Source organism: Nonomuraea sp. NPDC049480, from assembly GCF_044465905.1.
Taxonomy (GTDB): Bacteria; Actinomycetota; Actinomycetes; order Streptosporangiales; family Streptosporangiaceae; genus Nonomuraea.
This window is the reverse complement of sequence record NZ_JBITMD010000007.1, coordinates 33,443-58,533: the sequence shown is the minus strand read 5'-3', so window position 1 is coordinate 58,533 and position 25,091 is coordinate 33,443. Positions and strand designations below refer to the sequence as shown.

The window sequence follows — 25,091 nt, the reverse complement described above, 5'->3', positions numbered from 1 at the left end:
GATGACCACCTCCGCCGCCGAACAGGAACAGGACTCGTTCACGCTGCCGCCACGCTTCGCTCTGATCTTCGGCGGCCTGATGGCCACAATGCTGCTGGCCTCCCTCGACCAGACCATCGTCGCGACCGCCCTGCCGACCATCGTCGGCGAACTGCACGGCGTCAGCCACATGGCCTGGGTGGCCACCGCGTACACCCTGGCCGCCACGATCGGCATGCCGCTCTACGGCCGGTTCGGCGACCTGATCGGCCGCAAGGCCCTCTTCCTCGCCGGCATCGGCATCTTCCTCGCTGGATCCTTCGTCGCCGGCGCCGCAACCAGTATGACCACCCTCATCATCGGCCGGGCCATCCAGGGCCTCGGCGCCGGCGGCCTTATGATCACCTCACAGGCGATCATCGCGGACCTCGTGCCGCCCCGGCAACGCGCCCGCTTCATGGCCCCGATCGGTGCCGTCTTCGGCCTCTCCTCGGTGGCCGGGCCCCTGCTCGGCGGCTGGTTCACCGACAACGCCGACTGGCGGTGGGCGTTCTGGATCAACCTGCCCGTCGGCCTGGTCGCCCTGGCCATCTGCGCCTTCGCCCTGCGCCTTCCCCGCAAGGCTGTCAAGATCTCCATCGACTACCTCGGCATCACCCTGATGGCCGCGTCCGTCGCCGCCACCGTCCTGCTCGCGGTCTGGGGCGGCACCCAGTACGCCTGGTCCGACCCACTCATCCTGGGGCTGGCCGCCGGCGCCGTGCTCGGCTGGACGCTGTTCTTCCTCTCCCAGCGCCGCGCCGCCGAGCCGATCATCCCGCTGTGGCTGTTCCGCAGCCGCATCTTCAACATCGCCACCCTGCTCGGCTTGATCACGGTCGGCATCGGCATGTTCGCCGTCATCGGCTACCTGCCCACCTACCTGCAGATGGTCTACGACGTCAACGCCACCGAGTCGGGCCTGCTGCTCATCCCCATGGTCGTCGGCCTCATGGCCACCGCGCTGCTGTCTGGGCAGCTGATCGGCCGGACTGGCCGCTACAAGATCTACCCGATCGTGGGCAGCGTGCTGATGGCCGTGACGGCCCTGCTGCTGTCCACCCTGACCGTGCACACCGCGCTCTGGGTCGTCTGCGCCTACGTCTTCCTGCTCGGCGCCGGCCTCGGACTGATCATGCAGAACCTCGTCCTCGCCGTGCAGAACGACTTCCCCGCCGCCGACGTCGGCACCGCCACCTCCGCCAACAACTTCTTCCGCGAAATCGGCGCCACCCTCGGCACCGCCGCCGTCGGCGCCATCTTCACCCACCGACTCACCGACCAACTCGCCGCCCGCCTACCCAGCGGCGCCGCCGGCACGGTCGGCGACACCAACTCCCTGACCCCCGCCGTCGTGCACTCCCTGCCCACCGCCGTGCAGAACGCCGTGATCGCCTCCTACCAGCACGCCCTGACCCCGGTCTTCCGCTACCTGGTCCCCTTGTTCGCGCTCGGCCTGATCCTGGCCTTGCTTCTCCCCGAGAAGAAGCTCGCCGCCACCAACGCCGAGACGGGCACCGACACACCGGACGACACTCAGCAGCCTGCGACAGCCGCCGGACGCTGACCGGCCGTCCGTATGGCTGAGGAGGTCTTCGGCCGCTTCGGCGGACTGGACGTGCTGGTGAACAACGACGGTGACGTGGCAGGCGAGCAGACGTCCTGGCGGGACCCCACTGAGGAGTCCATCGATCACCCGCTCGCCGTGGACGTCAAAGAACCATGCTGTGCGTCCACGAACTCGGCTCTCGGATGCTGGACCAGGGCCACGGCGCCATCGTGAAATCGGCTCCACCGTCATCGTCCGCGGCGGCGCACGCGCCCCGAGTACGCCGCCGCGAAGTACGGCATCTCGACAATTCCAAATGACCGAGCCGGAACGGGTCGTTCCGGACATAGCCCAAGGAGAAACAACGTGAGCCCGAACTGGACCGCTGAGAGTGTGCCCTCACAGCAGGGGCGCACCGTCGTGATTACCGGCGCCAACAGCGGCATCGGATGGGAGACCGCTACCGTTCTCGCCGCGCGCGGCGCCTCGGTGGTCCTCGCCGTGCGAGACGTGGACAAAGGCAAACAGGCCGCCGCCCGGATCACCGCCGCCAGCCCTGGCGCGCACGTCACCGTCCAGCGACTCGATCTGGCCTCGCTGGCCTCCGTCCGTGCCGCCGCGGAGGAACTGCGGGCAGACCACCCGACGATCGATCTGCTGATCAACAATGCCGGTGTCTCACACATACCGAGAGAAATCACCGTCGACGGGTTCGAACGACAGTTCGCCACCAATCACCTGGGGCACTTCGCGCTCACCGGTCTCCTGCTCGAGGCGATGCTCCCGGTCCGCGGCTCCCGCGCGGTGACGGTCAGTGCCATAGCTCACCGTACGCCGAACGGAATCGACTTCGACGACCTGCGAAGGGAGCGGTCCTACAACGCGATGGCCGTATACGGCCAGTCGAAGCTCGCGAACCTGATGTTCACCCACGAGCTCCAGCGCCGCCTGTCGGGCGGGGACACGACCATCGCGGTCGCCGCGCACCCCGGCCTCGCCCGGACCGACCTCTCCCGTAACGCGTCGCTGTCTCAGCGTGCGCTTTTCAAGGCGCTCAGCCCGTTGCTCCAGAGCGCGGCCATGGGCGCGCTGCCCGTCCTGCGTGCCGCCACCGACCCGGACGTACGCGGCGGCCAGTACTACGGGCCCGGCGGCAGCCGGCCTCGCGAGGCCCGTGGGTACCCGACCCTGGCCGAGTCGAGCCCGGCCTCTCACGACGTGGCGGGCCAACGCCGACTGTGGGCGGTTTCGGAGGAGCTGACCGGTGTCCTGTTCCCCGTCTGACGAAGACAACCGGACCTGTACCAAGGGCAGCGACGATGGCGACCGCAGCAAACCCCGGCACCCGATGTGGACGTCTTCGCCGACGACGTCCTGACCGACCCCGAACTCGCAAGATAGCTAACATCTACTTCGCCCCTGGCCGTAGCTTCAGGAGTCCTGGGCCCGGAAAGCCCAGAGTTCACGCGAACTGAAGGTTCTTCAGCGGGAACCCCACGCGGGTTTGGCGTCTATGGGCCTGTTCGCCTCGAGGGTTCGGCGCACCGATGTCGCGAGGGGTGTCAGCGGAGGGCAGCTTCGAGCTCATCATCCAGGTACACATCGATGCGAGCGATTCCTGCGACAACTGTGAGGCAGCATGGCCTCCCATAACGAGATCTCCCGGTCGGCGATGCGCAGCATGGCGGCTATCTCCGACGCAATGACATCAAGGTCGTTCTCCCGGCATCGCCATCACCACCGCAGGCAATTCCCTCAGGTCAGCAAAGTTCAGGCGACCGACTTTGCAAGGGGAAAGTAGCTATAGCTACTTGCCCCGGAAAAGGCCGGCGAGCCTTGATCCACCGGCTGTGGATGCCGGCGAAGCGTGGATGCGGTGTGCCGGGCTTGGCCTGTGGGTCCGGGTCCCCGTGGTCACCCGCTGATAACCGTCATCCGCTGGAGGTTGTGGGCGAAGATCGCGAGTCCTGCCCACGTTCGTGCTCCTGAGTGGTGGCGTAGGCGGGTGCGGCGCAGTCCGAACCCGCGCTTGAGATGGCTGATGCGGGCCTTGACGCCCACGCGCCAGTTGCGCAGGCGGCGGAAGGACCGGGTCTGCTCGTGTGGGTAGGCCTTGCCTTGGCAGGCATCTTCATCAACAGCCGATGATCCACCGGTAGCGTGGGCGACATGCCTAGCTCATTGCGGGGCTGCTGTTGTTCGTTGTTTTGCTGTTGCCGGGCTTCGTCTACATCCTGATCTGGGAACGCAAGGCTCCGCACAGGCGCTTCCGGGAGACCGTTGCCGTGGGGTTCGGCAGCATTTTGGCGGCACTAACGGTCCTTGGGCTGTTCATCGTTTTCCACGTTGTGGTGCCGACTGCCACGCCGGATCTGGACAAGCTGAACCAGTGCGAAACCCTAGCGGCAAAGATCGTCAACCGGCCCCAGAACCCGAATAGCCGCAAGCGGTGGCGAGGTCTCGGGCGGGGGCGCCGTTGACGAAGGCGATCAACACGCCGCGGTGCCGTCACCCGGCCCCCGTAGAAACGGCGTCAATATTCGGGACGTGGCCGTATGGAATCCGTCAAGAACGACAAAACGCCACAAAATCAGGGATTTGCTGGTCGTGGCCGCCTGGTTAGGCGCGGCCGTAACCAACATGGCTTGTACCTGAGGAGTGGGGATGACGGACGTCGTCTTCGTAGCCCTGACGATCGCGGTCTTCGTGGTCTTGGGGTTGGTCGTCAAGGCGGTGGAGCGGCTGTGAGTGCCGTCAACGCCGCCGGCCTTGTCGTGGTCGTCGGCCTGGTGGGCTTCATCGTCGTGGCCCTGCTGTTCCCGGAGCGTTTCTGATGTCCCCGACCCTGGCCGGGATCCTGTTCATCGCCTCCCTGCTGCTTGCCCTGGCTCTGTGCTACAAGCCGCTGGGCGACTACATGTATCACGTCTACACCGGCACCAGGCACAACGCCGTCGAGCGGGTGATCTACCGGCTGCTCGGCGTCCAGCCCGGCGGCGAGCAGCGCTGGGGTGTATACGCGCGCAGCGTGCTGGCGTTCTCGGTAGTTTCGATCTTGTTCCTGTACGCGCTGCAGCGCCTGCAGAGCCACCTGTTCCTGCCCCTCGGGATGAAGCCGGTGGAGCCGGCGCTGGCCTGGAACACCGCGGTCAGCTTCGTCACCAACACCAACTGGCAGGCCTACTCCGGCGAGTCGACCATGGGCCACCTGGTACAGACCGCGGGTCTGGCCGTGCAGAACTTCGTCTCCGCGGCCGTCGGCATGGCGGTGACGATCGCCTTGGTACGCGGCTTCGCCCGCAAGAAGACCGACACGCTGGGCAACTTCTGGGTGGACCTGGTCCGCGGCACGATCCGCATCCTGCTGCCGATCGCGTTCGTCGCCGCCCTGGTGCTGGTCGCCGGCGGCGTGATCCAGACCTTCGCCGACCACAGCACGTGGACGACTCTGACGGGTGGCCATCAGACGTTCACCCCGGGCGCGGTCGCCTCGCAGGAGGCGATCAAGGATCTGGGCACGAACGGCGGTGGCTTCTTCAACGCCAACTCGGCCCACCCGTTCGAGAACCCCACGTCGTGGACGAACTGGTTCGAGATCTTCCTGCTGCTGGTGATCGCGTTCAGCTTGCCGCGCACGTTCGGCCGCATGGTCGGCGACAACCGGCAGGGCTACGCGATCGTCGCCGTCATGGGCGTCATCGCAATGATCAGCGTCGGCCTGACGAACTGGGCCGAGCTGAGCGCGGGCGGCACCGTTCCGCAGGCGATCGGCGCGGCGCTGGAGGGCCGCGAGGCGCGCTTCGGCACGTCCAACTCTGCCATGTTCGCCTCGGCGACCACGCTGACCAGCACCGGTGCGGTGGACTCGTTCCACGACTCCTACACTGCGCTGGGCGGCGGAATGCTGATCTTCAACATGCTGCTCGGTGAGGTGGCCCCGGGCGGGGTCGGCGCCGGTTTGTACGGCATGCTGATCCTGGCCGTGATCACGGTGTTCGTGGCGGGCCTGATGGTGGGCCGTACCCCTGAGTATCTAGGCAAGAAGATCGGCGCCCGCGAGATCAAGCTGGCCTCGCTGTACTTCCTGATCACCCCGGTGCTGGTGCTGGTCGGCACGGCCGTGGCGATGGGCACCGAGGCCGGCCGGTCGGCGATGCTCAATTCCGGTCCGCACGGGTTGTCGGAGATCCTGTACGCCTATACGAGCGCGTCCAACAACAACGGCTCGGCGTTCGCAGGCGTAAGCGTGAACACCGTCTTCCATAACACCACGCTGGGCCTGTGCATGGCCTTCGGCCGGTTCGTGCCGATCGTACTGGCCCTGGCGCTGGCGGGCTCGCTGGCTCAGCAGGCACCGGTCCCGGCCTCGGTCGGCACGCTGCCGACCCATCGGCCGCAGTTCGTCGGCCTGGTGGTCGGCGTCACGATCATTCTGGTCGCACTGACGTTCCTCCCGGCGCTCGCGCTCGGCCCGCTCGCAGAAGGAATCCGCTAGACATGTCAACGCACGTGCTCGAATCCCCGAGCCAGGCGCCGACGCCCAAGAAGAACGGCCGGGTCGGCGGCGGACTGCTCGAGCCCAAGCAGATGATCCGATCGCTGCCGGATGCGCTGAAGAAGCTCAACCCGGCGACCATGTGGCGCAATCCGGTGATGTTCATCGTCGAGATCGGCGCGGTCTTCACGACCGTCCTGTCGATCCTCGACCCGTCGTGGTTCGCCTGGGCCATCGTCGTATGGTTGTGGTTGACCGTGGTGTTCGCCAACCTGGCCGAGGCCGTGGCCGAGGGCCGCGGGAAGGCGCAGGCCGCGACGCTGCGTGCGGCCAAGCGCGACACGACCGCCCGCCGCCTCAAGAGCCGCGACGACCACACCCAGTGGGACGTGATCGGCGCGTCCGAGCTCCAGCAGGGCGACTACGTGATCGTCGAGGCCGGGGAGGTCATCCCCGGTGACGGCGACGTCGTCGAGGGCATCGCGTCGGTGGACGAGTCGGCCATCACCGGCGAGTCCGCGCCGGTGATCCGCGAGTCCGGTGGCGACCGCTCTGCGGTGACCGGCGGCACCAAGGTGCTGTCCGACCACATCATCGTCCAGATCACGCAAAAGCCTGGTGAGAGCTTCGTGGACCGTATGATCGCCCTGGTGGAGGGTGCGAACCGGCAGAAGACGCCGAACGAGATCGCGCTCAACATCCTGCTTGCCGCCCTGACCATCATCTTCCTGGTCGCCACCGCCACCATGCAGCCCCTGGCGATCTACTCCAAGGAGATCAACCCCGGTGTGCCGGACTCACTTGCGCTGACCGGCGACGGCGTGACCGGGATCGTGCTGGTGTCGCTGATCGTCTGCCTGATCCCGACCACGATCGGCGCGCTGCTGTCGGCCATCGGCATCGCCGGCATGGACCGGCTCGTCCAGCGCAACGTCCTGGCAATGTCCGGCCGCGCGGTCGAAGCCGCCGGGGACGTCTCCACGCTGTTGCTGGACAAGACCGGCACGATCACGCTGGGAAACCGGCAGGCGAGCGAGTTCGTCCCCGTGGAAGGGGTGAGTGAGCGCGAGCTTGCCGAGGCCGCCCAACTGTCCAGCCTGGCCGACGAAACTCCGGAGGGCCGCTCCATCGTGGTCTACGCCAAGCAGGCCTACGGGTTGCGCGAGCGGCAGCCGGGCGAGCTGTCCCACGCCGAGTGGGTGCCGTTCACCGCGCAGACCCGCATGTCCGGGGTGAACCTGGACGGCCGGGAGGTGCGCAAGGGCGCTGCCACCGCGGTCATGAAGTGGATACGCGATGCCGGTGGTCACCCGACTGGCCAGGTCGGCCATCTTGTGGACGGTATTTCGGCCTCCGGCGGCACCCCGCTGGTCGTGGCCGATAAGGGCCGCGTGCTCGGCGTGATCCATCTCAAGGACGTGGTCAAGGACGGCATGCGGGAGCGGTTCGACGAGATGCGCCGTATGGGCATCCGTACCGTGATGATCACCGGTGACAACCCGCTGACCGCCAAGGCCATCGCGGACGAGGCCGGAGTGGACGACTTCCTGGCCGAGGCGACCCCTGAGGACAAACTCGCACTGATCAGGAAGGAGCAGGAGGGCGGCCGCCTGGTGGCGATGACCGGTGACGGCACCAACGACGCCCCCGCCCTGGCCCAGTCCGACGTCGGCGTGGCCATGAACACCGGCACCAGCGCCGCCAAGGAGGCCGGGAACATGGTGGACCTGGATTCCAACCCGACCAAGCTGATCGAGATCGTCGAGATCGGCAAGCAACTGCTCATCACGCGGGGCGCGCTGACGACGTTCTCGATCGCCAACGACATCGCCAAGTACTTCGCGATCATCCCAGCCATGTTCGCGGCGGTCTACCCGGGTCTGGACGCGCTGAACATCATGCGTCTGGCCAGTCCGCAGTCGGCGATCCTGTCGGCGGTGATCTTCAACGCACTGGTCATCATCGCGCTGATCCCGCTTGCGCTGCGCGGGGTCAGGTATCGACCGTCCAGTGCGTCCAAGCTGCTGTCACGCAACCTCTACGTTTACGGCCTCGGCGGGATCGTCGTCCCGTTCCTCGGCATCAAGCTCATCGATCTACTGATCCAGTTCCTTCCCGGGATGTCATAAATGGACCGCATGCCCAGCTGGATCCGCCAGCACGTCGCCGCGCTGCGCGCGCTGCTCGTGCTCACGGTGGTCACCGGCGTCATCTATCCGCTCCTGGCCACCGGGGTGGCCCAGGCGCTGTTCAACGACAAGGCCAACGGCTCGCTCGTCCAGAAGGACGGCAAGGTCGTGGGCAGCGCGCTCATCGGCCAGTCCTTCGCCGACGCCGACGGCAACCCGGTCAAGACGTACTTCCAGTCCCGGCCCTCGGCGGCCGGTGACGGGTACGACCCAACCTCCACGGCGGCCGGCAACCTCGGCCCCGAAGACATCATCGACACGCCTGATGGAAAGTCGCTGCTCACCCAGGTCTGCGCCCGGTCCAAAGCGGTCGGGGAGCTCGAAGGCGTCAGCGGCGCCCGCCCGTACTGCACCCCTGACGGGGTCGGCGCGGTGCTCAAGGTCTTCCCCGACCGGGCTGTCAGCGTCAACCAGGCCTGCCTCGTCACCCCCTTCATCGCTAGTTACCAGGGACTGAAGGTCGAATGCGCCCAGCCCGGGGAGGACTACTCGGCCGGCAGAACCGTGCCGATCCGCGGGAACGTGACCACGGTGGCGGTGCCCCCCGACGCGGTCACGGCCAGCGGCTCCGGCCTCGACCCACACATCTCCGTCGCCTACGCCGAGCTCCAGGCGCCGCGCGTGGCCAGGGAGCGCGGGCTGCCGCTCGATCGGGTGAAGGCACTGATCGCGGAGCACACCACCAGGCGGACCCTCGGCTTCATGGGCGAGCCGGCGGTGAACGTGCTCGAACTCAATCTGGCTTTGGATCGGTCATGAAGAGGGGTCGCTTGCGGGTCTACCTCGGGGCAGCCCCGGGGGTGGGCAAGACGTACGCGATGCTCGGCGAGGGCCGCCGCGGGCTCGAGCGCGGCCGGGACGTCGTCGTCGGTTTCGTCGAGACTCACGGCCGCGCCCGCACCGCCGCCCTGCTGGAGGGCATGGAGATCATCCCCCGCAGGACCCTCGTCTACCGCGGGGCCACGTTCACCGAACTCGACCCCGACGCCGTCATCGCGCGCAAGCCCAAGATCGCGCTGATCGACGAGCTGGCCCACACCAACGTGCCAGGCTCGAAGAACGCCAAGCGCTGGCAGGACATCGACGAGATCCTCGACGCCGGCATCGACGTCATCTCCACGGTCAACATCCAGCACCTGGAATCGGTCAACGACGTCGTCCACCAGATCACCGGCATCCCGCAGCGCGAGACCGTACCCGACGAGGTCGTCCGGCGAGCGAACCAGATCGAGCTCGTCGACATGTCCCCCGAGGCGCTGCGCCGCCGCATGGCCCACGGCAACGTCTACGCGCCCGAGAAGGTGGACGCGGCGATGTCGAACTACTTCCGCGTCGGCAACCTCACCGCGCTGCGCGAGCTGGCGCTGCTGTGGGTCGCGGGCAAGGTCGACGAGCAGCTCGACCGCTACCGCGCCGACCACGGCATCGCCACAACGTGGGAAGCCCGCGAACGCGTCGTGGTCGCCCTGACCGGCGGGCCTGAAGGCGACACCCTGGTACGCCGGGCCGCCCGCATCGCCGCCCGCACCAAGGGCGCCGACCTGCTGGCCGTCCACGTCACCAGAGCCGACGGGCTCGCCGGCGGCGACCCGGCCAACCTGGCCCGCCAGCGTGCCCTGGTCGAGAACATGGGCGGCACCTACCACCAGGTCGTCGGCGACGACATCCCCCGTGCCCTGCTCGACTTCGCCCGCGCCGTCAACGCCACCCAGCTCGTCCTCGGCGCCTCCCGCCGCGGCCGGTTCGCCCAGATCCTCTCGCGCGGCGTGGGGGTGGAGACCACAGTCTTGTCCGGCCCCATCGACGTCCACCTCGTCACCCACGAGGAGGCCAAGAGGGGCCGCAGGCGGCCCGAGCGCTCCCGAGCCGCTCTGACCAGGAAGCGCAGGCTCACCGGGTGGGTGGTTGCGGTGGCCGGCCTGCCGCTGCTGGCCGCCGCGCTCGCCCCGTTCCGTGACGCGGTGTCACTGACCAGCGAGATCCTGCTCTTCCTGTGCCTGGTCGTCGGCGTCGCACTGATCGGCGGTATGTGGCCGGCGATCACCGCCGCCGTCGGCGGCTTCCTGCTGCTCAACTGGTTTTTCACGCCACCGCTCGGGCGGCTCGCCGTCGCCGAGCCCGAAAACCTCCTCGCGCTCGTCGTATTCGTGCTTGTCGCCGCAGCCGTCAGCACGATCGTCGACCTGGCCGCCCGCCGTACCAGGGAGGCCGCCCGCGCCCGCGCCGACGCCGAAGTGCTGTCCACGTTGGCCGGGCACGTGCTGCGAGGCGAGGCCGCGCTGCCCTCACTACTTGGGCGGCTGCGGGAGACGTTCGCCCTGGACTCGGTCACCCTGCTCGAACGCCTCGACGAGCCCACCCCCGACGACATTTCCGAGCCCGCCGCCTGGCGCATCATCGCCACCTCCGGCGCCGCCCCCTGCACCGCACCCTCCAAGGCCGACACCGACGTCGCGATCGACGACCGACTGGTCCTGGCCGCCCAGGGCCGACTATTGGACGCCAGCGACCGAGGAGTGCTGGAGGCCTTCGCCGCCGAGGCCGCCGTCGCGCTGCGCCAAGAACGCCTGCAGGAAGAAGCCGAGCTTGCCAAACCCCTGGCCGAGGCCGACAAGATGCGCACCGCGCTGCTCGCCGCAGTCAGCCACGACCTGCGAACCCCACTGGCGGCCGCCAAGGCCGCCGTCGAGAGCCTGCGCAGCCACGACGTCACCTGGACTACCGAGGACCGCAACGAACTGCTGGCCACCGCCGACGAGTCCCTGGACCGGCTGGACCGGCTCGTGGAGAACCTGCTCGACATGAGCCGCCTGCAGGCCGGCGTCCTCGGACTGGCACTCCAGCCCGTCGCCCTGGAGGAGATCGTCCCCCATGCCGTCGACGACCTCGGGCCGCTGCGCGACCACGTTGAAGGCGACATCTCCTTCGACCTGCCCGAGATCATCGCCGACCCGGCGCTGCTGGAACGGGTCCTGGTCAATCTGATGACCAACGCCGTTCGCCACAGTCCCGCGGATCAGACGGTGCTGGTCACCGCCAGCACGCACGACGACGTGGTCGAAATCCGCGTCATCGACCGCGGTCCCGGCATTCCCGCTGAGGCCCACGAGCGGGTCTTCCAGCCTTTCCAGCGGCTCGGCGACCGTCACAACGGCACCGGCGTCGGACTGGGCCTCGCGCTTTCACGCGGGCTCACGGAGGCCATGGGCGGCACCCTCGAACCCGAGGAGACACCCGGGGGCGGCCTCACCATGATCGTCCAGATGCCCATCTCGTCGAAGGCGGTGACACCATGACCAAGATCCTCGTCGTGGACGACGAGCCGCAGCTCCTCCGCGCACTGCGCATCAATCTGGTCGCCCGCCACTACGAGGTCGCGGTCGCCGGCGACGGCGCCTCCGCCCTGCGCCAGGCCGCCGAATGGCATCCCGACCTGGTCGTGCTCGACCTCGGCCTACCCGACATCGACGGCGTGGACGTCATCCACGGCTTGCGCGGCTGGACCCAGACACCCATCGTGGTTCTGTCCGGCCGGTCCGGGAGCCAGGACAAGATCGCGGCGCTGGATGCCGGTGCCGACGACTACGTCACGAAACCGTTCAGCATCGAGGAGTTCCTCGCCCGCATCCGCGCCGTCTCCCGGCGCTCCGCCGTCCAGGAGGCCGAGCCGGCCCGCATCCAGCTCGGCGATCATACGGTGGACCTGACCAGCAAAACCATCTCGGGTGGCGTGCGGTTGACGCCTACCGAGTGGCACATGCTGGAGATCCTGGTGCGCAATCCCGGCAACCTCATCACCCAGCGTCACCTGCTGACCGAGGTGTGGGGCAGCGAGTACGTCAAGGAGACGCACTACCTGCGCCAGTACATGACGCAGCTGCGCAAAAAACTCGAACGCGACCCCGCCCACCCGGTACATCTGATCACCGAACCGGGCATGGGCTACCGGTTCGTCCCATGACCCCTGCTCCGTTTGGGCATCCGGCCTCCCCCTGCGGGAGGGATCGGCGCTGTTGGCGGCCATCGTGGCCGAGCCGCCCAGGAGCCCGCATCCTCACGTAAGGGCTGCTGATCAGCGCCTGTCCCAGAAATCTCGTTAAGCAGATGATCCACTGGCGCCGCCGGAATATTGACGTTTTCTTGACGCCATGATCACGCGAGCACGGCCCTTGACCTCACTAGGGTGCATTCGTCTTGACGATTTCTTGTGGAGGGCCCAGTGGCCGAGGTGGGGCAACGTTCGGCAATGCCGGGAACGGCACTGCGGCGGTGGCTGCTGAAGGGCTTGCAGCGCCCCGAGGGCCTCGTGAGCCATCCGCCGCAAGAGGAGACTCCAGGCCATCAGCACAAGTGGTGGCAGGTGATGTGCCTGACGGGCGTGGACTACTTTTCCACCCTCGGCTATCAGCCCGGTATCGCCGCCCTGGCCGCCGGCGCCCTGAGCCCCGTGGCCACACTCTTGCTCGTGGCGCTGACGCTGTTCGGTGCGTTACCGACCTACCGGGCGGTGGCCGAGCAGAGCCCGCATGGACTGGGATCCCTGTCGATGCTGGAGCGGTTGCTGCCCGGCTGGCGGGGCAAGCTCCTGGTGCTGTTCCTGCTCGGGTTTGTGGCCACCGCCTTCATCGTCACCATCACCTTGTCGGCGGCCGACGCCACCGCCCACATCCTGCACAACCCGTTCGTCCCCCATGCTTGGGCGAGTTGGCAGGTGCCGGTCACCTTGGTGCTGATCGCTGCGCTGGGCGGGGTGTTCCTGGTCGGCTTCAGCGAGGCCATCTCCATCGCGGTCGTTCTGGTCGCCGTCTACCTCGTGCTGAATGTGGTCGTGGTGGCCACCGCGGTGCAGCGTGTGCTCACCCACCCCGAGCAGGTGACGAACTGGCAGAACACTCTCACCGCCGACTACTCAAGCCCGATTGCGATGGTGGCGGTCTCCTTGTATGTCATGCCGAAGCTCGCCCTGGGCCTGTCAGGCTTCGAAACCGGCGTGGCCGTCATGCCTCTGATCAAGGGCGAGTTGACCGAACGAATCCAAGGTGCCCGCAAGCTGCTGACCACTGCCGCGCTCATCATGAGCGTTTTTCTGATCACCTCCAGCTTCGCCACCACAGTGCTCATTCCTGCCGAGGAATTCGCCGAGGGTGGCTCGGCCAACGGTCGCGCCCTTGCCTATCTTGCCCACCTGTACCTGGGCGACTGGTTCGGCACCGCCTACGACCTGTCCACCATCGCCATCCTGTGGTTCGCCGGGGCCTCTGCCCTGGCCGGACTGCTCAACATCGTGCCGCGCTACCTACCCCGCTATGGCATGGCCCCGGACTGGACTCGCGCCATCCGCCCCATGGTGCTGGTCTTCACCGGTATCGCCTTCCTGATTACCTTGATCTTCGACGCTGAGGTGGAGGCCCAGGGCGGCGCCTACGCCACTGGTGTCCTGGCCCTGATCCTGTCGGCCGCCGTCGCGGTCACCTTGTCTGCCCGGACCCAGCGTCACACCAGAGCCGCCGTCTTCTTCGGGCTCATCACACTGATCTTCGCCTACGCCACCGTCGCCAACATCATCGAACGGCCCGACGGGCTCGTGATCGCATTGCTGTTCGTGCTGGCCATCGTGGTCATCTCGCTCATCTCCCGGGCCACTCGCTCCACGGAACTGCGCGTCACCCACATTCACCTGGACGATCACGCCCGCCGTTTCATCAACGAAGCAGGCGAGATCTACCTCATCGCCAACGAACCGCACGCCCGCGATGCCAAGGAATACATCGACAAGGCCCGTGAAGCGTGGGAGCTGCACCGCCTGCGTACCAGAGAAGGCCTGCTCTTCCTGGAGGTCACCATCCCGGATGCCTCCGAATTCGCCGGCGAACTCCGTATCACCGGCGAAGAACGTCACGGCTTTCGCATCCTGCGTATGCAGAGCACCACCGTCGCTAACGCCATCGCCGCCCTGCTGTTGCATCTGCGCGACCAGACCGGCAAAACCCCGCACGTGTACTTCCACTGGGCCGCCGAAGGCAACCCCATCGGCGCCCTGCTGCGCTACCTGATCTTCGGCGGCGGCGACATCCCACCCCTGACCCGCGAAGTCCTGCGCCAAGCCGAACCCGATCCCGACCGGCGTCCCATCGTTCATGTCGGCTGACAGGACGTGGTAGACGCCTTCTGGTCCAGCCGCTACGCCCTGCGAAACGGCCTCGCGGTGGAAGGCAAGAGTCGGACGTTGGTGCCCGGGCGCATTCCAAGCCGGTAGGAAAGCGGTCTTGGAGAGGGTGCACGGACCTTGATCGTTCCCAATGTGTTCCCATGAAGGGCATTCCCGCAGAAGAAGAGCAGGTCAAAGGCCTGTTGCGACGTCACCCAGCTCATCCCACTACTGCAGGCCATCCCCCCAGGTGCGCGGCAAACGTGGCCGCCCACGCCGACGCCCCGACGAGGTACTGGCCGATCGCGGCTACGACCACGACAAGTACCGGCGCCTGGTCCGTGAGCTGCAGATCCGGCCAATGATCGCCCGCCGCGGCACCGAGCACGGCTCAGGCCTGGGGAAACACCGTTACGTGGTCGAGCAGGCCTTCGCCCTGCTGCACGCGTTCCGCCGACTGCGCATCCGCTGGGAGATTCGCGCCGACATCCACGAAGCCTTCCTCAGTCTGGCCTGTGCGCTCATCGGCTGGCGGCGCCTCATCTCATTGCCTTAGGACCTCTTATCCACCACAGGGCTATCCTCCGCCACCACCGCGGCGAGGAGACCTCCCGATTACTTTTGTCGGTTCATCGGAAGCGTCGTCCTTCGTCACGGCGGTAGCCCCACACGGTGAGCGCGCCCAGGCCGACGGCCCAGGCTGCCAGCATTGCCAGCGACGTCGGGTCGAGGGGATGGTCGATCAGCGCGGCCAGCACCAGGTCGGTGGCCCCTCGGGTAGGCAGGTAAGGGGCGATGGCGGCGATCGGACCCGGGAGATTCGCCGGGTCGGCGAACATACCTCCGCCCACGGCCAGGGCCAGTACGGGGACGCTGTTGGCGACGACGGTCGCTCGTACCGACATCGTGTAGCCGATCGCGAGTCCCAGGAGCGTGAACACGACCACCGCCACCAGCAGGGCCGCCACCGCGGTCGGCACTCGCGCCGCCGGCACGCCGCCCGCGGCCGACAGCACGCCCACCACGACGATCGGCACGATCGCGGCGAGCACCACCACCATGCCGGTGAGCAGGTGCCCGAACGCGGCCGGCGTCAGCCCCGCCGGCAGGGTGCGCAGGTAGGCGCCCCAGGGGGACTCCCGCATCACGGCGACCGTCGCGCTGAACTGGCCGACGCAGGCCAGTAGGGTGGCGAAGACGACCATAGTGGCGGTCGCCCCGATCATGGCCGCCGGGTTGTCGCCGAGGTTGGGCACGATGAAGAACACCATCACAGCGAGCGGCATGAGGGTGATGACCAGGAACGAGACCGGTGCCCGGAGTGTCTCGATCAGCCCGTGCTTGGTGTAGAGCAGGGCGAGCGACATGGTACGGCTCCTTTCGCCTGGTGTCGGTTATCGCGCGGTGATCGCGAGGAAGGCGTCCTCCAGCGAGGCGGCGCTGACTTCCAGGTCGTGGAAGTCAGCGCCTGAGGCGGTCAGGTCGCGGACGAGTTCGTCGGCGTCGGCGGTGAGCAGATGTGTGCGGTCTCCGTCGTGCTCGATGCCGGCCACCCCTGGTAACGCGGGCAGCGTCGCGCAGGTGAGGCTGACGCGCTTGAGGCCGATCAGGCCGCGCACGTCGGTGAGCGGGGCGTCGGCGATCACCCGGCCGCGGTGCAGGACCACGACCCGTCGGGCGAGCGCCTCGATCTCCTCCAGATAGTGGCTGGTGAGCAGGACGGTTCCGCCGTCGGCGTGGTAGGCCCGGATCCCCTGCCACAGGGCGTGGCGCGCCTCGACGTCCAGGCCGGTCGTCGGCTCGTCCAGGAACACCACCTGCGGCCGGCCGGTGAAGGCCAACGCGACGGCGAGCCGGCGCTGCTGCCCGCCGGACAGTCCGCCGATCTGCCGGTCGCGCAGGTCCTGCAGGTCGAAGCGGGCCAGTACCTCGCTGCGGTCCAGTGGGCTCGGGTAGTGCGCGGCGACGAAGTCGACCAGCTCGGCGACCCGCCACTGCTCGGGTAACGCGGTCTGCTGTGGGGTCACCCCCATGATCTGCCGGGTGGCTCGGTCTCGCGGGTCGCCACCGCCCAACTCGACGCTGCCCGCTTCCGGGCGGCGCAGGCCGGTGAATATGTTGATCAGGGTGGACTTGCCGGCGCCGTTGGGGCCGAGCAGCCCCACCAGCTCGCCGGCGTGGATGTCCAGGGACACCTCATCCAGCGCGAGGATGGCGCCGTAGCGACGGCTGACGCGGCTTGCTCGGACCAGGGGAGCGGTCATGGTGGCTGCCTCGATCGGGTCGGTGGCGGTCATCGGGTGTCCCGGGTGGCCAGGTCGAACAGCGTGGTGAGCTCGTGCGCACAGGCGTCGAGGTCGAGGTCGGGGTCGGACGCGTGCGGTGACACGCTGTCCACCACGGCGCGTATGGCGCGCGCCATCGTCAGCGGGTCGAACTGGCGGAACTCGCCGGAGGCCTGTCCGCGCTGGAGTACCTCCACCAGCGGTGCGAGCGCCTCTTTCTCCGCCGCCACCGGATCGACGCCCATCGCTCCCAGCGCGCCGCTGCCGATGATCTCCACGAGGGCGGTGATCCGGCTGCGGTGCAGGGCCATGTACTCCAGGTTCGACTGGATGTAGGCCCGTAACTGGCCGGCCGCCGTGCTCTCGGCCGCCACTCGGGGTCCCATGAAGGCGCCGACGTCGGCGAAGACCGTGACGAGCACCTGCGCGATCAGCTCCTCCTTGCCGGTGAAGTGGTAGGAGATCAGGCCCCGGCTGACCCCTGCCCGCTCGGCGATCCGTGTCGTTGAAGCCTGGGTGTACCCGGCCTCAGCGATGACCTCGATCGCGCTTTCCACGATTTGCGCCCTGCGGGCGGCCTCGATGAATGACCGAGACTCCTGGCCGTCTGGATTGTTTTCTGACAGCATTGCCAAAAATTAGACGATGCTGCCAGCCTTGGCAAGCGTGGATCGCGTCGGGTCTGCGATCATTCAGGTTCACCATCCGAAACCATCATCGAGCAGGCCTTCGCTCGTATGCCCCCGACGCCCGCCTCATTGCGTTAGGACCTCTGAGCCGCCGAGGCGACCACCCCACCCCGTTCGCTGCGGAACAGACGCCCATCCGGGGCGACGCCGAACTCTTCGATGTGTTGCCGAAGGATCTTGACCAGTTCTGGAGGGATCGGGATCCGGCGGAAGAAGGGCGAACGCACCGTGCAGGCCCACGGCGAGGGGCACGTCCAGCTGGTGGTCTGGGCGCGCAAGCGAGCGTCGCGGCGGTCGCGAGCGCGGCAAGTCCGATCCCATCGATGCCCTGGCCATCGCCCGTCTGGCACTGCGGGAGTCCGACCTGCCGCACAACACGCGGTTGATCAGCCTGGTGCGTTCGGCGACAAGCGCCTCACGGTGATCGACGAGCAGGCGGATCGGCCTGGTCTGCTCATCCAGTCGAGCGGTCGCGAAAAGGAGCTCAAGCCGCTGGTCGAGCCCGAGTGCCGCGACTCATGGCGATCGTCGGGGTGAACATCACCCAAGCCCGCTGCCATGAAGGCGCCCGCGCCCTGATCAAACGACGGCAGGAGACCACCCGAGACACCGGCAAAGGCAGCATGCGTGTCCTGGAACGGCACCTGTCAGATGTGATCTATCGAGCCCTCGTCCAGGACCACACCGCGCATGTCGTGGTTGAACAGCTGACTCCCTGGCGAAGATTTGGAAGGCGGCAGACCTCTACTGAGCAGGAGCCATCACCCGTATTCGTCCACGTCCAGCTCAGCGCGGGTCGAGATCAAGAACTGCAGCACTCGGCGGTCCAGATGCCAGCCGAGCAGTTGATGCTGCCCTGCTATCTTCTCAAAGCCCTGGTGGGGTGAGCGCAAGTCCTCTTCCTCGCCATCTTCGTCGTCGTCGAGGTAACGGACCACCTGCAGAACTGCACACGAACCATCATCGTCCTGGCCCTGGTTCAGTTCCTCCGCCAACTGACCAAGGGCCTGGCTGAACGGCTCAACCCGATCGATCAGGTGAGCGATCATCTCATCGACCGCCAGCCCCGGCTCGCGACACACAATCTTCCATGCATGCACAACGGGACGGGGCGGCTCCGCTGTTCGGCTGCCTCGAACTGTGGTCTCGTCTGGCTCAAGCCCAATCCGAGCCGCGATCTCCGTGGCTTTCATGGTCTCGCTCTTCAGAGCGAAGTAGACATATTGGCGAACACGCACACGCCGACCCTAAACGATCTACAGTCACTCACCCGTTGACAGAGGAGCGTCAGGCAGGGGTGGACGTGAAGGGCGGAGGAGGGGGCTGAGGCTGGATTTCGGCCCGCTACGTGCCCGTAGAACGAGTGATCTAGGCGGACACTCAGACCGGTCCGGCGTGCCTGATCGGGTACAACTCGTTGTCGTCAATGCCGCCACTGTGGAGTCAGGCATCGAGGGCCAGGCCACGCCGGAGGACCTCGGACGATACCCGGGGTTCTCCGGCGGCTGCCGGTTGTTCGGTCAGCTGACGGTGGCGGGTTGGGCGGACAGGAGGGTTTGGGTCCAGCCGCTGGCGTCGACGGCGCCCTGGCTGCTGAGGTCGTCGCCCTGGCCGTCGTAGGGGTTCTGGTCGTCGTAGCGGAAGAGGGAGTCCTCGCTCCGGTGGCCGTAGTACACGCCCCCGCCGGGCGACAGGAGATGGTCGAAGACCTGCCAGGTGGTGTCGCGAAGCTGGTACCTCTGCCAGGAGCCGGGGCCGTTGATCCGGTAAGAGATCAGCTTGCCGTCAGCCGTTGTGCCGAGAATCCAGCCGGGGCCGGTGGCGGTCAGGGTCTTGAGGGTGAAGCCGTCGCCGATCGCGGTGTTGCCGCTGATGTTGCCGATCGTGGGCTTGACCGCGTTGACGGTGTAGCGGTGCAGGGTTCCGTCGGCGATGCCGAACAGGTGGCCGTTGCCGTCGTAGGCGAGGAGGTCGTGGGTGTAACCGCTGCCGAGATAGACCGGCCGATCGAAGGTGAGGCTCTCACTGTTGCTCTGGATATCGACCCGGTAGAGCCGGCCCTCCGGCCCGTCCTCGGTGACCAGGATGGTATTGAAGTCCAGCGTCGCCATCGCCTTGGGGGTGAAACCCAGAGTGGCCGTGGACACCACAGCGCCATGCGTGCGCCGTCCGGTAGCGGCATCGATGGCGGTGTAGGTCAACTTCCCGTCCGGCATCGCCCCGTAAACCGAGGCGGTCTCCTTGGAGGAGGAGGCGTGGTTCTGCGCGTGGGTGAGGGTTTCCCAGCCCAGGAAGTGCGACATCCCCATGGGGCGCTTCTGCTCGACCCACTTGGCGGCGTAGGGGAAGTCGTTGTAGCCGAGGCGGTTGTGCAGCGCGTTGTAGCCGACCTCGTAGTGGTTGCCGAGGTCGGCCTTGACCTTGCCGCCGCACAGCCAACTTGGGACCGAGCCGCCGAGTTGTATCTTGGCGTGCAGGTCCATCGCGCGACGCAGCCGGTGTTTGGCCGTTGAATACAGGTCCACGCCCTGGTGGTGGGCCGTCTCGGCGACATGGGAGATGGCTGCGAGGCCCCAGCCGGTGTGCCAGAAGTCGCGGCAGGTCTCCTGGGTCAGGCCGTCCACGAACTTGGTCTGCCCGTGCCAGTATTCGATGATCTCGGCCTTGGTGTTGTACTTGCTGCCCGGCGGAGCCTTGGGAATCGACCCGTCGGTGGTGAGGTAGATGTAGGCGGGCAGCCTGCCGCGCCAGGTCGCGACCGCCTTGTTGAAGGAGGTCCGGTCATCAAGATGTACAGCGATGCCGATGGCGGCATCGGTCATGATCAATTCCCAGTTGCCGTTGTTGTCGGGCCGTCCGGCGATCAGGGTCGGGAGGTACACGGTGCGGAGCTTGCTCGCGAACCGGCCGGCCTGGCTCCAGCCGCCGCCGTAGGTGTGCTTGATGAGCTCGGCCGCCCGGGAGAAGTTGGCGCCCGCCCAGCCGGTCTGCAGCGGCGCGTTGCTCCCGGTGTGCTTGGTGATCACGGCCGACCAGGCGTCCATGATCTGGATCGCCTTCTTGGCGTAGCGGGTGTCCTTGGTGAGGTACCACCGCAGGGCGTGCGTGTAGGCCGCCATCGCGTCCTTACGCTCGTCCGAGCAGCCGTTGTCGGGAATGGAATTCCCGCCGCAGTTCACGTCGGCGCGGGGCTTGGCCGTGTAGGACAGCGAGGCGAAGGAGCTGTTCTGCAGGGCGTCCCAGGCTGACCTCCAAGGCTCCTTGTCGAGGTTGGCCTTGACGAAGTCGAGCTGGGCACGGCTGACCAGGACACCGGGGTGCTTGAACCCGGCAGCCTGTGCGGGCTGCGGAACAGACAAAGCGGCGGCCACGAGCATGGCGGCAGCAACAGGACGAGCGAGACGCACGGGATTCCTTCCCAAGGAGGCTGGCTGGACGGAGAACGGCGTAGCCGGGGCTTACGGGTGGTCGGAGTCAGACGGCCTTGGAGGTGACGAAGGCGCGCGGGGCGAGGCCTTCCAGCGGATGGCCGACGTTCGCGGCCCCTGACTCCTGGGCCAAGCTCATGAGCGCCTTGGCCATGGCATCCCGGTGCTGGCGTGCGGCGCGCCGGCACCACGCATGGAGCAGGTGCACCACTCGGATTCGCAACCACGGCTTGCCGCCAGAACAGCTCGATGTCCTGGGGCAGCCCCTTCGGGCCATCGCAGACCACCGATCGCCCAGGACGCGACGCGGCGCGCGATCTCACGCATGCTTGTGATCACTTTCTCCCCGTGGGGGCGGTATCTGACCAGCAGCGGAAGCGGCAGTCCTTGGCGGAGCGATGGTAGTTCAGCCCGGTATGTCGGTGGTATGTCGTCGCTTCGCACAGCGCGTGGAGTTCGCCGCGCTGTAAGCGGCTGCGGCCGCCGCCGCGGCACAGGTTGTCGATGAACCCCAGGTCCTTCCGCATCAGCGTGAAGAACGGAAGCACCACCAGTTGAGAACCGTCGCGGCAAAGATCGTCAACCGCCCCGAGCGCCGGCGTAACCACAAGTCTGCATCACAGGCGGCCGCACGGACTGCGTTCCAAGATCGGGGAGACCGCCGGCAGCCGAGACACCAGATTCGGCCAATGCGCGGCCAGGACGAAGAGCCCCGGTGATGGGCCGGGGCTCTGGGTTCGGGTGGTGCGTGGTCATGCGGCGAGGGCGTCGCCGATCCGCTTGTTGGCGATCTCCTGTTGGCCGTCGATGCACTTGGCGTAGACCCTCAGGAGGACATCGACGCTGTGGCCCGCTCGTTCGGCCACATCCCGCTCGCGCGGGGCCAGGACCGCCTCGTCCCAGTCGACCAGCCAGACGTGTCCACTCTGGTCGAGCACGGTGTTGAAGATGTGGGCGTCGCCGTGGCAGAGGACGTCGGCTGCCGGATGTCGGGATAGCTCGGCGGAGAGGACCTCCGCCTGCTCGGCGACCAAGCGGATGCCAGGGCGAGCGGCTGTCCGGCTCTGCGCCAGATGCCGGCACAGCGGGTCAGCTGCGCCGTCAGCCTTTACATCTGCGCTGATGAGGCGCATCAGCCACTGGTCCACTTCGTGAAGATCGGCCGTGGCCGGTGTGCGGTAGTCCTCACGCGGGATGTGGGAGGCGAGCTCCGCCGGCAGCCGGGCTCCATGGACTTGTGCGAGCAGTCCGCCCGGACGCCCTGCGCGGCGGGATACCTTCACGGCGACCTCCTGGCCCTCTGTCGTCGTGGCTCGCAGGACCGAGGCATCGGTGTCCTGCCCGCCGGCGACGAAAGAGGGCCCCGAGCAGCGGAAGCCGAAAATCGCTTCGATCTCACCCTGCAGCACTGCGACGTCGACCGCAGGCCTGGCCGGGGCCGAGAAGGCGCTCATCCCGTCACCCTCCCAGCGTCCGCGGGGAGCGAAGAAGCGTGCGTGTGCACCCACCAGGCGAGCGGAAGTGCGATCAGCATCACCGCCTGGATCGCGAGCAACGCCGGAACGATGCCCCAACGGTCTGCCACCAGGCCGGCTCCCAGGGCGACGAGCGCGTAGAGCACGCTGCCGAGCAGCGACGCAAGCGAACCCATCGTGGCGCGTTCCCGGTCGGTGAACTCGCGCTGCAGCAACGTCTGCTGGGCGATTGTCGACATGCCGTAGGCCGGTGACCCAAGCAGCACGGGCGAAAATACCGTCGGCTTGACCAGCGCCACGAAGTTCGCCACGTTGTCGAACAGCTCACCGAACAGCAGAGTGCGGGCCGCGCCCACCCGGCCGATCACCCAACCACTGACGCGGAAGCCGACGAAGGCCACGCCATGGCCGAAGGTGCGCCACAGGCCCAGCGCCCAGAGCGGCCACAGCCCTGCCACGAAGACAGGCGACAACTGGGCCGCGCTTTCGCTGCTGTAACGAAGCGCCGACACCAGAGTCATCCGGCGGAGCACTGGATTACGGCGGATGCCGCGCAGGGCCGATCCGAGATGCACCAGCACGTTCGATTCCAGCGGGCCGTGCACCCGCGGTTCCCGGACCCGCAAGGCGACGAGCACGCACAGCACCTGCGGCACGACCGACAGCACGACCACCACACGCAGCGACCACGCGCCGGCGACCACGCCACCTATGGCTGCCGCCAGTGCGAGCGCGATCTGGAACATCGAGTTCACCCGGCCCGAGTGCCGGGGGAACTCCTCCTCCCGGCCGGCTTCGAGCAACGTGTCGTAGAGCAGAGACTCGTTGTTGCCGCTCCACAGTGAGGTCGCCAATCCCTCCAGCACAACAGCTGCCAGGAGGAGGCCGTAGCCCGAAGCGCCGGCGTACCCGAGATGGGCGGCCACCATGACGACGGCACCGGCGATCATCGTGCCGCGTCGGCCGAGGCGGTCGGAGAGCACCCCGGTAGGGACTTCGAACGCTGCCGAAGACAGCATCTTCACCGCCAGGAGGCTGGCGGCAGCGGTGTACGAGCCGGTGACTTGCGCGAAGTAGATGACCATGATCGGCCCGTACATGCGGAAGTCGCCGAAGAAGTTGAACCAGCTCAGCAGGCGGACATTCCGGTTGACAGTCTGATCAGCGGAGTTCGGAGCAGGTGGAGCTGACCTCCACCGTTGAGATTTCCTGCCGAACGGGGCAGCGATCAGGCGTTCGACCAGGACACGTACACGGAGCAGTGAAGAATGACGAGCGGACACAGCAGAACTCCCGGAAAGGCGAACGGAGACGCCAAACAGCGCCAAGGGCCGGTGGCACGTGTCACCTCGCCCCGGCGACCGGGATGTGTGCTGACTTTGCTGCTACACGCGCGGCGTTACAAGCCTGCGACTGCGGTCACCGAGGGGCGAACGGAAGCTCCGGTCATCGTTGTAGACATCAGTGCTCCTCAATTCCCCAGGCGGACGGGATTCCGCAACAGCCTCAACTCTAGCGACCGAAGGACCTACGTGTCCGCTGAAGCACGGGCACAACAGCGGGTAACCGCGCCTCATGGGCGCTTGAGCCAATCCAGGATGGCGGCGAGGACAACGCTGCCGCGGTAGACAACGGCATGCTTGCCGTAGCGGCCTTTGCCGTCGACCAGCGCGTGTGTCTTGGTGGTCAGGCCGCCGCGTGACCGGCCGATGCCGTGATCGTCGGGCTCGACAAGCTGATTCGTGTCATTCGGTGCCGCCCCCGTGTGCGAGAAGGGTGACACCGACGACCTCGCAGCGGTCGCACCGTGCTGATGCACCCGCGCGATCGCGGAGTCCACCGACACCCGCCAATCGACCGCCGGCCCGGCCTTTCACACGCCGACCACTTTCCCATGGGGAAAATAGATGGTACTTTCCTCGCAGGAAAGTAGTAGTCGACTTCCGGGGGATGGTCCCATGACCCAGCACGACGCCCAGACTTCGCTCGACGACATCCACCGCCTCCAGGACAGGACCCGGGAGCAGATCGTCCGCCAGAGCTTCGCTCTTCCGCGCGTGGTCATCTCCGCGCTCGGCCTCTTCATCGCCTTCGCGGCCATCGACCTCCCGCGCCCCTGGGACTTCGTCGTCCTGGTGCTCGGGATGGTCCTGTACGCGGGCGTGGGGATCGTCTACGAGCACCGGGCCTCGGTCCGCCGGAAGGTCACCCCTCAGGAGGCCCTTTTCCACGGGGGGCTGTTGGCCTGCATCATGGCGGCCTTCATCATCGGCCGGATCGCTAGCTTCGCGCTGTTCGACCTGCCGCCTCACGGGCTGCTGTCACAGGCCGCCGCGGGCGCGATCGTGGCGGCCGTGGCGTACGTCGCGGCCACGCCCGTGAACCGCTTCATCATGAAGTCGATCGTCCAGCAGGGCGGCGGGGCCGCCTGATGGATCCGCTCTTCGACGAGTTCCTGCACGTCCCGGCGCGTCTGTCGGTCGTGGCGCTGCTGGCGCCGGCCGAATGGGTGGACTTCGGCTTTCTCAGAGACTCGATCGGCACCAGCGACTCGGCGCTGTCCAAGCAGGTCTCCGCGCTGGCCGCCGCCGGATACGTCATCGTCCGCAAGGACCAGGACAAGCGGGCGCGGCGGACGTACGTGCAGCTCACCCCGCAGGGACGGCTGGCCTTCCAGCGGCATGCGGCGGCTCTGGAGCGGATCGTCGCCCTCGCCCGCGATTCCGCCGGCCAGCCCACCACCGACTAATTAGCTGCCGGCTCCGGGACTGTCAGGTGGGTTCTGTCAGGAACGACTTTGCGTGTTCCGCCAGCC

The 25,091-nt window shown here is 67.3% G+C and carries 22 protein-coding genes and 3 pseudogenes; 14 read left to right on the top strand and 11 right to left on the bottom strand.

What is annotated here, in order from left to right:
• Position 1 precedes the first annotated feature (1 nt).
• The 3 genes from ACIBX3_RS21300 to ACIBX3_RS21290 all read left to right on the top strand — a co-directional run bounded on the left by ACIBX3_RS21300 (position 2) and on the right by ACIBX3_RS21290 (position 2,851).
• A complete protein-coding gene (locus ACIBX3_RS21300) occupies positions 2–1,585 on the top strand; it encodes an MDR family MFS transporter (protein ID WP_397119460.1) in 1,584 nt (527 codons plus the stop codon).
• A 12-nt stretch (positions 1,586–1,597) separates the two neighbouring features.
• On the top strand, positions 1,598–1,801 hold the full coding sequence (locus ACIBX3_RS21295) for a hypothetical protein (RefSeq protein ID WP_397119458.1): 204 nt from the start codon (positions 1,598–1,600) through the stop codon (positions 1,799–1,801).
• A 132-nt stretch (positions 1,802–1,933) separates the two neighbouring features.
• On the top strand, positions 1,934–2,851 hold the full coding sequence (locus ACIBX3_RS21290) for an SDR family NAD(P)-dependent oxidoreductase (RefSeq protein ID WP_397119456.1): 918 nt from the start codon (positions 1,934–1,936) through the stop codon (positions 2,849–2,851).
• Positions 2,852–3,481: 630 nt separating this feature from the next.
• On the opposite strand, the pseudogene ACIBX3_RS21285 reads toward ACIBX3_RS21290, so the two are convergent.
• Positions 3,482–3,670 (bottom strand): annotated as a pseudogene (locus tag ACIBX3_RS21285) (transposase); the annotation flags it as partial.
• Positions 3,671–3,762: 92 nt separating this feature from the next.
• Here ACIBX3_RS21285 and ACIBX3_RS21280 point away from each other — a divergent pair.
• From ACIBX3_RS21280 to ACIBX3_RS21240, 9 genes and pseudogenes are all read left to right on the top strand, one after another.
• Positions 3,763–4,047: a DUF6338 family protein gene (locus tag ACIBX3_RS21280; RefSeq protein ID WP_397119454.1), complete on the top strand. Its 285-nt coding sequence runs from the start codon at positions 3,763–3,765 to the stop codon at positions 4,045–4,047.
• A 264-nt stretch (positions 4,048–4,311) separates the two neighbouring features.
• The gene (gene kdpF, locus ACIBX3_RS21275; protein ID WP_397119452.1) at positions 4,312–4,401 is read left to right on the top strand and encodes a K(+)-transporting ATPase subunit F; all 90 of its coding nucleotides are present in this window, start codon (positions 4,312–4,314) and stop codon (positions 4,399–4,401) included.
• On the top strand, positions 4,401–6,062 hold the full coding sequence (gene kdpA, locus ACIBX3_RS21270) for a potassium-transporting ATPase subunit KdpA (RefSeq protein ID WP_397119450.1): 1,662 nt from the start codon (positions 4,401–4,403) through the stop codon (positions 6,060–6,062). The genes kdpF and kdpA overlap by 1 nt, the downstream gene beginning before the upstream one ends.
• A 2-nt stretch (positions 6,063–6,064) precedes the next feature.
• Positions 6,065–8,191 carry a potassium-transporting ATPase subunit KdpB gene (gene kdpB, locus ACIBX3_RS21265; protein WP_397119448.1) on the top strand — a complete coding sequence of 709 codons (2,127 nt, stop codon included), beginning with the start codon at positions 6,065–6,067 and terminating at the stop codon, positions 8,189–8,191.
• A complete protein-coding gene (locus tag ACIBX3_RS21260; protein ID WP_397119446.1) occupies positions 8,192–9,010 on the top strand; it encodes a potassium-transporting ATPase subunit C in 819 nt (272 codons plus the stop codon). It begins immediately after the preceding gene.
• Positions 9,007–11,547, top strand: coding sequence for a DUF4118 domain-containing protein (locus tag ACIBX3_RS21255; RefSeq protein WP_397119444.1), 2,541 nt, complete (start codon positions 9,007–9,009; stop codon positions 11,545–11,547). Before ACIBX3_RS21260 ends, ACIBX3_RS21255 begins: the two co-directional genes overlap by 4 nt.
• Positions 11,544–12,212 (top strand): response regulator, encoded by a 669-nt coding sequence (locus ACIBX3_RS21250; RefSeq protein WP_397119442.1) that lies wholly within the window; start codon positions 11,544–11,546, stop codon positions 12,210–12,212. Before ACIBX3_RS21255 ends, ACIBX3_RS21250 begins: the two co-directional genes overlap by 4 nt.
• Before the next feature lie 258 nt (positions 12,213–12,470).
• On the top strand, positions 12,471–14,399 hold the full coding sequence (locus tag ACIBX3_RS21245; protein WP_397119440.1) for an amino acid transporter: 1,929 nt from the start codon (positions 12,471–12,473) through the stop codon (positions 14,397–14,399).
• A gap of 207 nt (positions 14,400–14,606) precedes the next feature.
• Positions 14,607–14,955: pseudogene (locus tag ACIBX3_RS21240) on the top strand (transposase); the annotation flags it as partial.
• Between the two features lie 73 nt (positions 14,956–15,028).
• On the opposite strand, the gene ACIBX3_RS21235 reads toward ACIBX3_RS21240, so the two are convergent.
• From ACIBX3_RS21235 to ACIBX3_RS21190, 10 genes and pseudogenes are all read right to left on the bottom strand, one after another.
• Positions 15,029–15,766: a hypothetical protein gene (locus ACIBX3_RS21235; RefSeq protein WP_397119438.1), complete on the bottom strand. Its 738-nt coding sequence runs from the start codon at positions 15,764–15,766 to the stop codon at positions 15,029–15,031.
• 27 nt (positions 15,767–15,793) lie between these two features.
• Positions 15,794–16,696, bottom strand: coding sequence for an ABC transporter ATP-binding protein (locus tag ACIBX3_RS21230; protein ID WP_397119436.1), 903 nt, complete (start codon positions 16,694–16,696; stop codon positions 15,794–15,796).
• Positions 16,693–17,241, bottom strand: a complete 549-nt coding sequence (locus ACIBX3_RS21225) for a TetR/AcrR family transcriptional regulator (RefSeq protein ID WP_397119434.1) — start codon at positions 17,239–17,241, stop codon at positions 16,693–16,695. The genes ACIBX3_RS21230 and ACIBX3_RS21225 overlap by 4 nt, the downstream gene beginning before the upstream one ends.
• Positions 17,242–18,134: 893 nt before the next feature.
• Positions 18,135–18,611, bottom strand: a complete 477-nt coding sequence (locus ACIBX3_RS21220) for a DUF4279 domain-containing protein (RefSeq protein ID WP_397119432.1) — start codon at positions 18,609–18,611, stop codon at positions 18,135–18,137.
• Between the two features lie 282 nt (positions 18,612–18,893).
• A complete protein-coding gene (locus ACIBX3_RS21215) occupies positions 18,894–20,780 on the bottom strand; it encodes an alginate lyase family protein (protein WP_397119430.1) in 1,887 nt (628 codons plus the stop codon).
• 67 nt (positions 20,781–20,847) lie between these two features.
• On the bottom strand, positions 20,848–21,009 hold the full coding sequence (locus ACIBX3_RS21210) for a hypothetical protein (protein ID WP_397119428.1): 162 nt from the start codon (positions 21,007–21,009) through the stop codon (positions 20,848–20,850).
• 127 nt (positions 21,010–21,136) lie between these two features.
• Positions 21,137–21,409, bottom strand: a complete 273-nt coding sequence (locus ACIBX3_RS21205; protein WP_397119426.1) for a hypothetical protein — start codon at positions 21,407–21,409, stop codon at positions 21,137–21,139.
• A 144-nt stretch (positions 21,410–21,553) separates the two neighbouring features.
• On the bottom strand, positions 21,554–22,255 hold the full coding sequence (locus tag ACIBX3_RS21200; RefSeq protein WP_397119424.1) for a phosphotransferase family protein: 702 nt from the start codon (positions 22,253–22,255) through the stop codon (positions 21,554–21,556).
• Positions 22,252–23,559 (bottom strand): MFS transporter, encoded by a 1,308-nt coding sequence (locus tag ACIBX3_RS21195; protein WP_397119422.1) that lies wholly within the window; start codon positions 23,557–23,559, stop codon positions 22,252–22,254. Before ACIBX3_RS21195 ends, ACIBX3_RS21200 begins: the two co-directional genes overlap by 4 nt.
• A gap of 377 nt (positions 23,560–23,936) precedes the next feature.
• A pseudogene (locus tag ACIBX3_RS21190) lies at positions 23,937–24,122 on the bottom strand (IS5/IS1182 family transposase); the annotation flags it as partial.
• 112 nt (positions 24,123–24,234) lie between these two features.
• Between ACIBX3_RS21190 and ACIBX3_RS21185 the strand changes: the two are divergent.
• Positions 24,235–24,708, top strand: a complete 474-nt coding sequence (locus tag ACIBX3_RS21185; protein WP_397119420.1) for a hypothetical protein — start codon at positions 24,235–24,237, stop codon at positions 24,706–24,708.
• Entirely contained in the window at positions 24,708–25,025 is a 318-nt protein-coding gene (locus ACIBX3_RS21180) for a winged helix-turn-helix domain-containing protein (RefSeq protein WP_397119418.1), read from the top strand. The genes ACIBX3_RS21185 and ACIBX3_RS21180 overlap by 1 nt, the downstream gene beginning before the upstream one ends.
• Positions 25,026–25,091 lie beyond the last annotated feature (66 nt).

Bases quoted from the DNA above. Each gene is read 5' to 3' on its own strand.
- ACIBX3_RS21230 (WP_397119436.1), bottom strand. From the start codon at position 16,696: ATGACCGCCACCGACCCGATCGAGGCAGCCACCATGACCGCTCCCCTG.
- ACIBX3_RS21255 (WP_397119444.1), top strand. From the start codon at position 9,007: ATGAAGAGGGGTCGCTTGCGGGTCTACCTCGGGGCAGCCCCGGGGGTG.
- ACIBX3_RS21180 (WP_397119418.1), top strand. From the start codon at position 24,708: ATGGATCCGCTCTTCGACGAGTTCCTGCACGTCCCGGCGCGTCTGTCG.
- ACIBX3_RS21260 (WP_397119446.1), top strand. From the start codon at position 8,192: ATGGACCGCATGCCCAGCTGGATCCGCCAGCACGTCGCCGCGCTGCGC.
- ACIBX3_RS21300 (WP_397119460.1), top strand. From the start codon at position 2: ATGACCACCTCCGCCGCCGAACAGGAACAGGACTCGTTCACGCTGCCG.
- ACIBX3_RS21200 (WP_397119424.1), bottom strand. From the start codon at position 22,255: ATGAGCGCCTTCTCGGCCCCGGCCAGGCCTGCGGTCGACGTCGCAGTG.
- ACIBX3_RS21250 (WP_397119442.1), top strand. From the start codon at position 11,544: ATGACCAAGATCCTCGTCGTGGACGACGAGCCGCAGCTCCTCCGCGCA.
- kdpB (WP_397119448.1), top strand. From the start codon at position 6,065: ATGTCAACGCACGTGCTCGAATCCCCGAGCCAGGCGCCGACGCCCAAG.
- ACIBX3_RS21185 (WP_397119420.1), top strand. From the start codon at position 24,235: ATGACCCAGCACGACGCCCAGACTTCGCTCGACGACATCCACCGCCTC.
- ACIBX3_RS21235 (WP_397119438.1), bottom strand. From the start codon at position 15,766: ATGTCGCTCGCCCTGCTCTACACCAAGCACGGGCTGATCGAGACACTC.
- kdpA (WP_397119450.1), top strand. From the start codon at position 4,401: ATGTCCCCGACCCTGGCCGGGATCCTGTTCATCGCCTCCCTGCTGCTT.
- ACIBX3_RS21295 (WP_397119458.1), top strand. From the start codon at position 1,598: ATGGCTGAGGAGGTCTTCGGCCGCTTCGGCGGACTGGACGTGCTGGTG.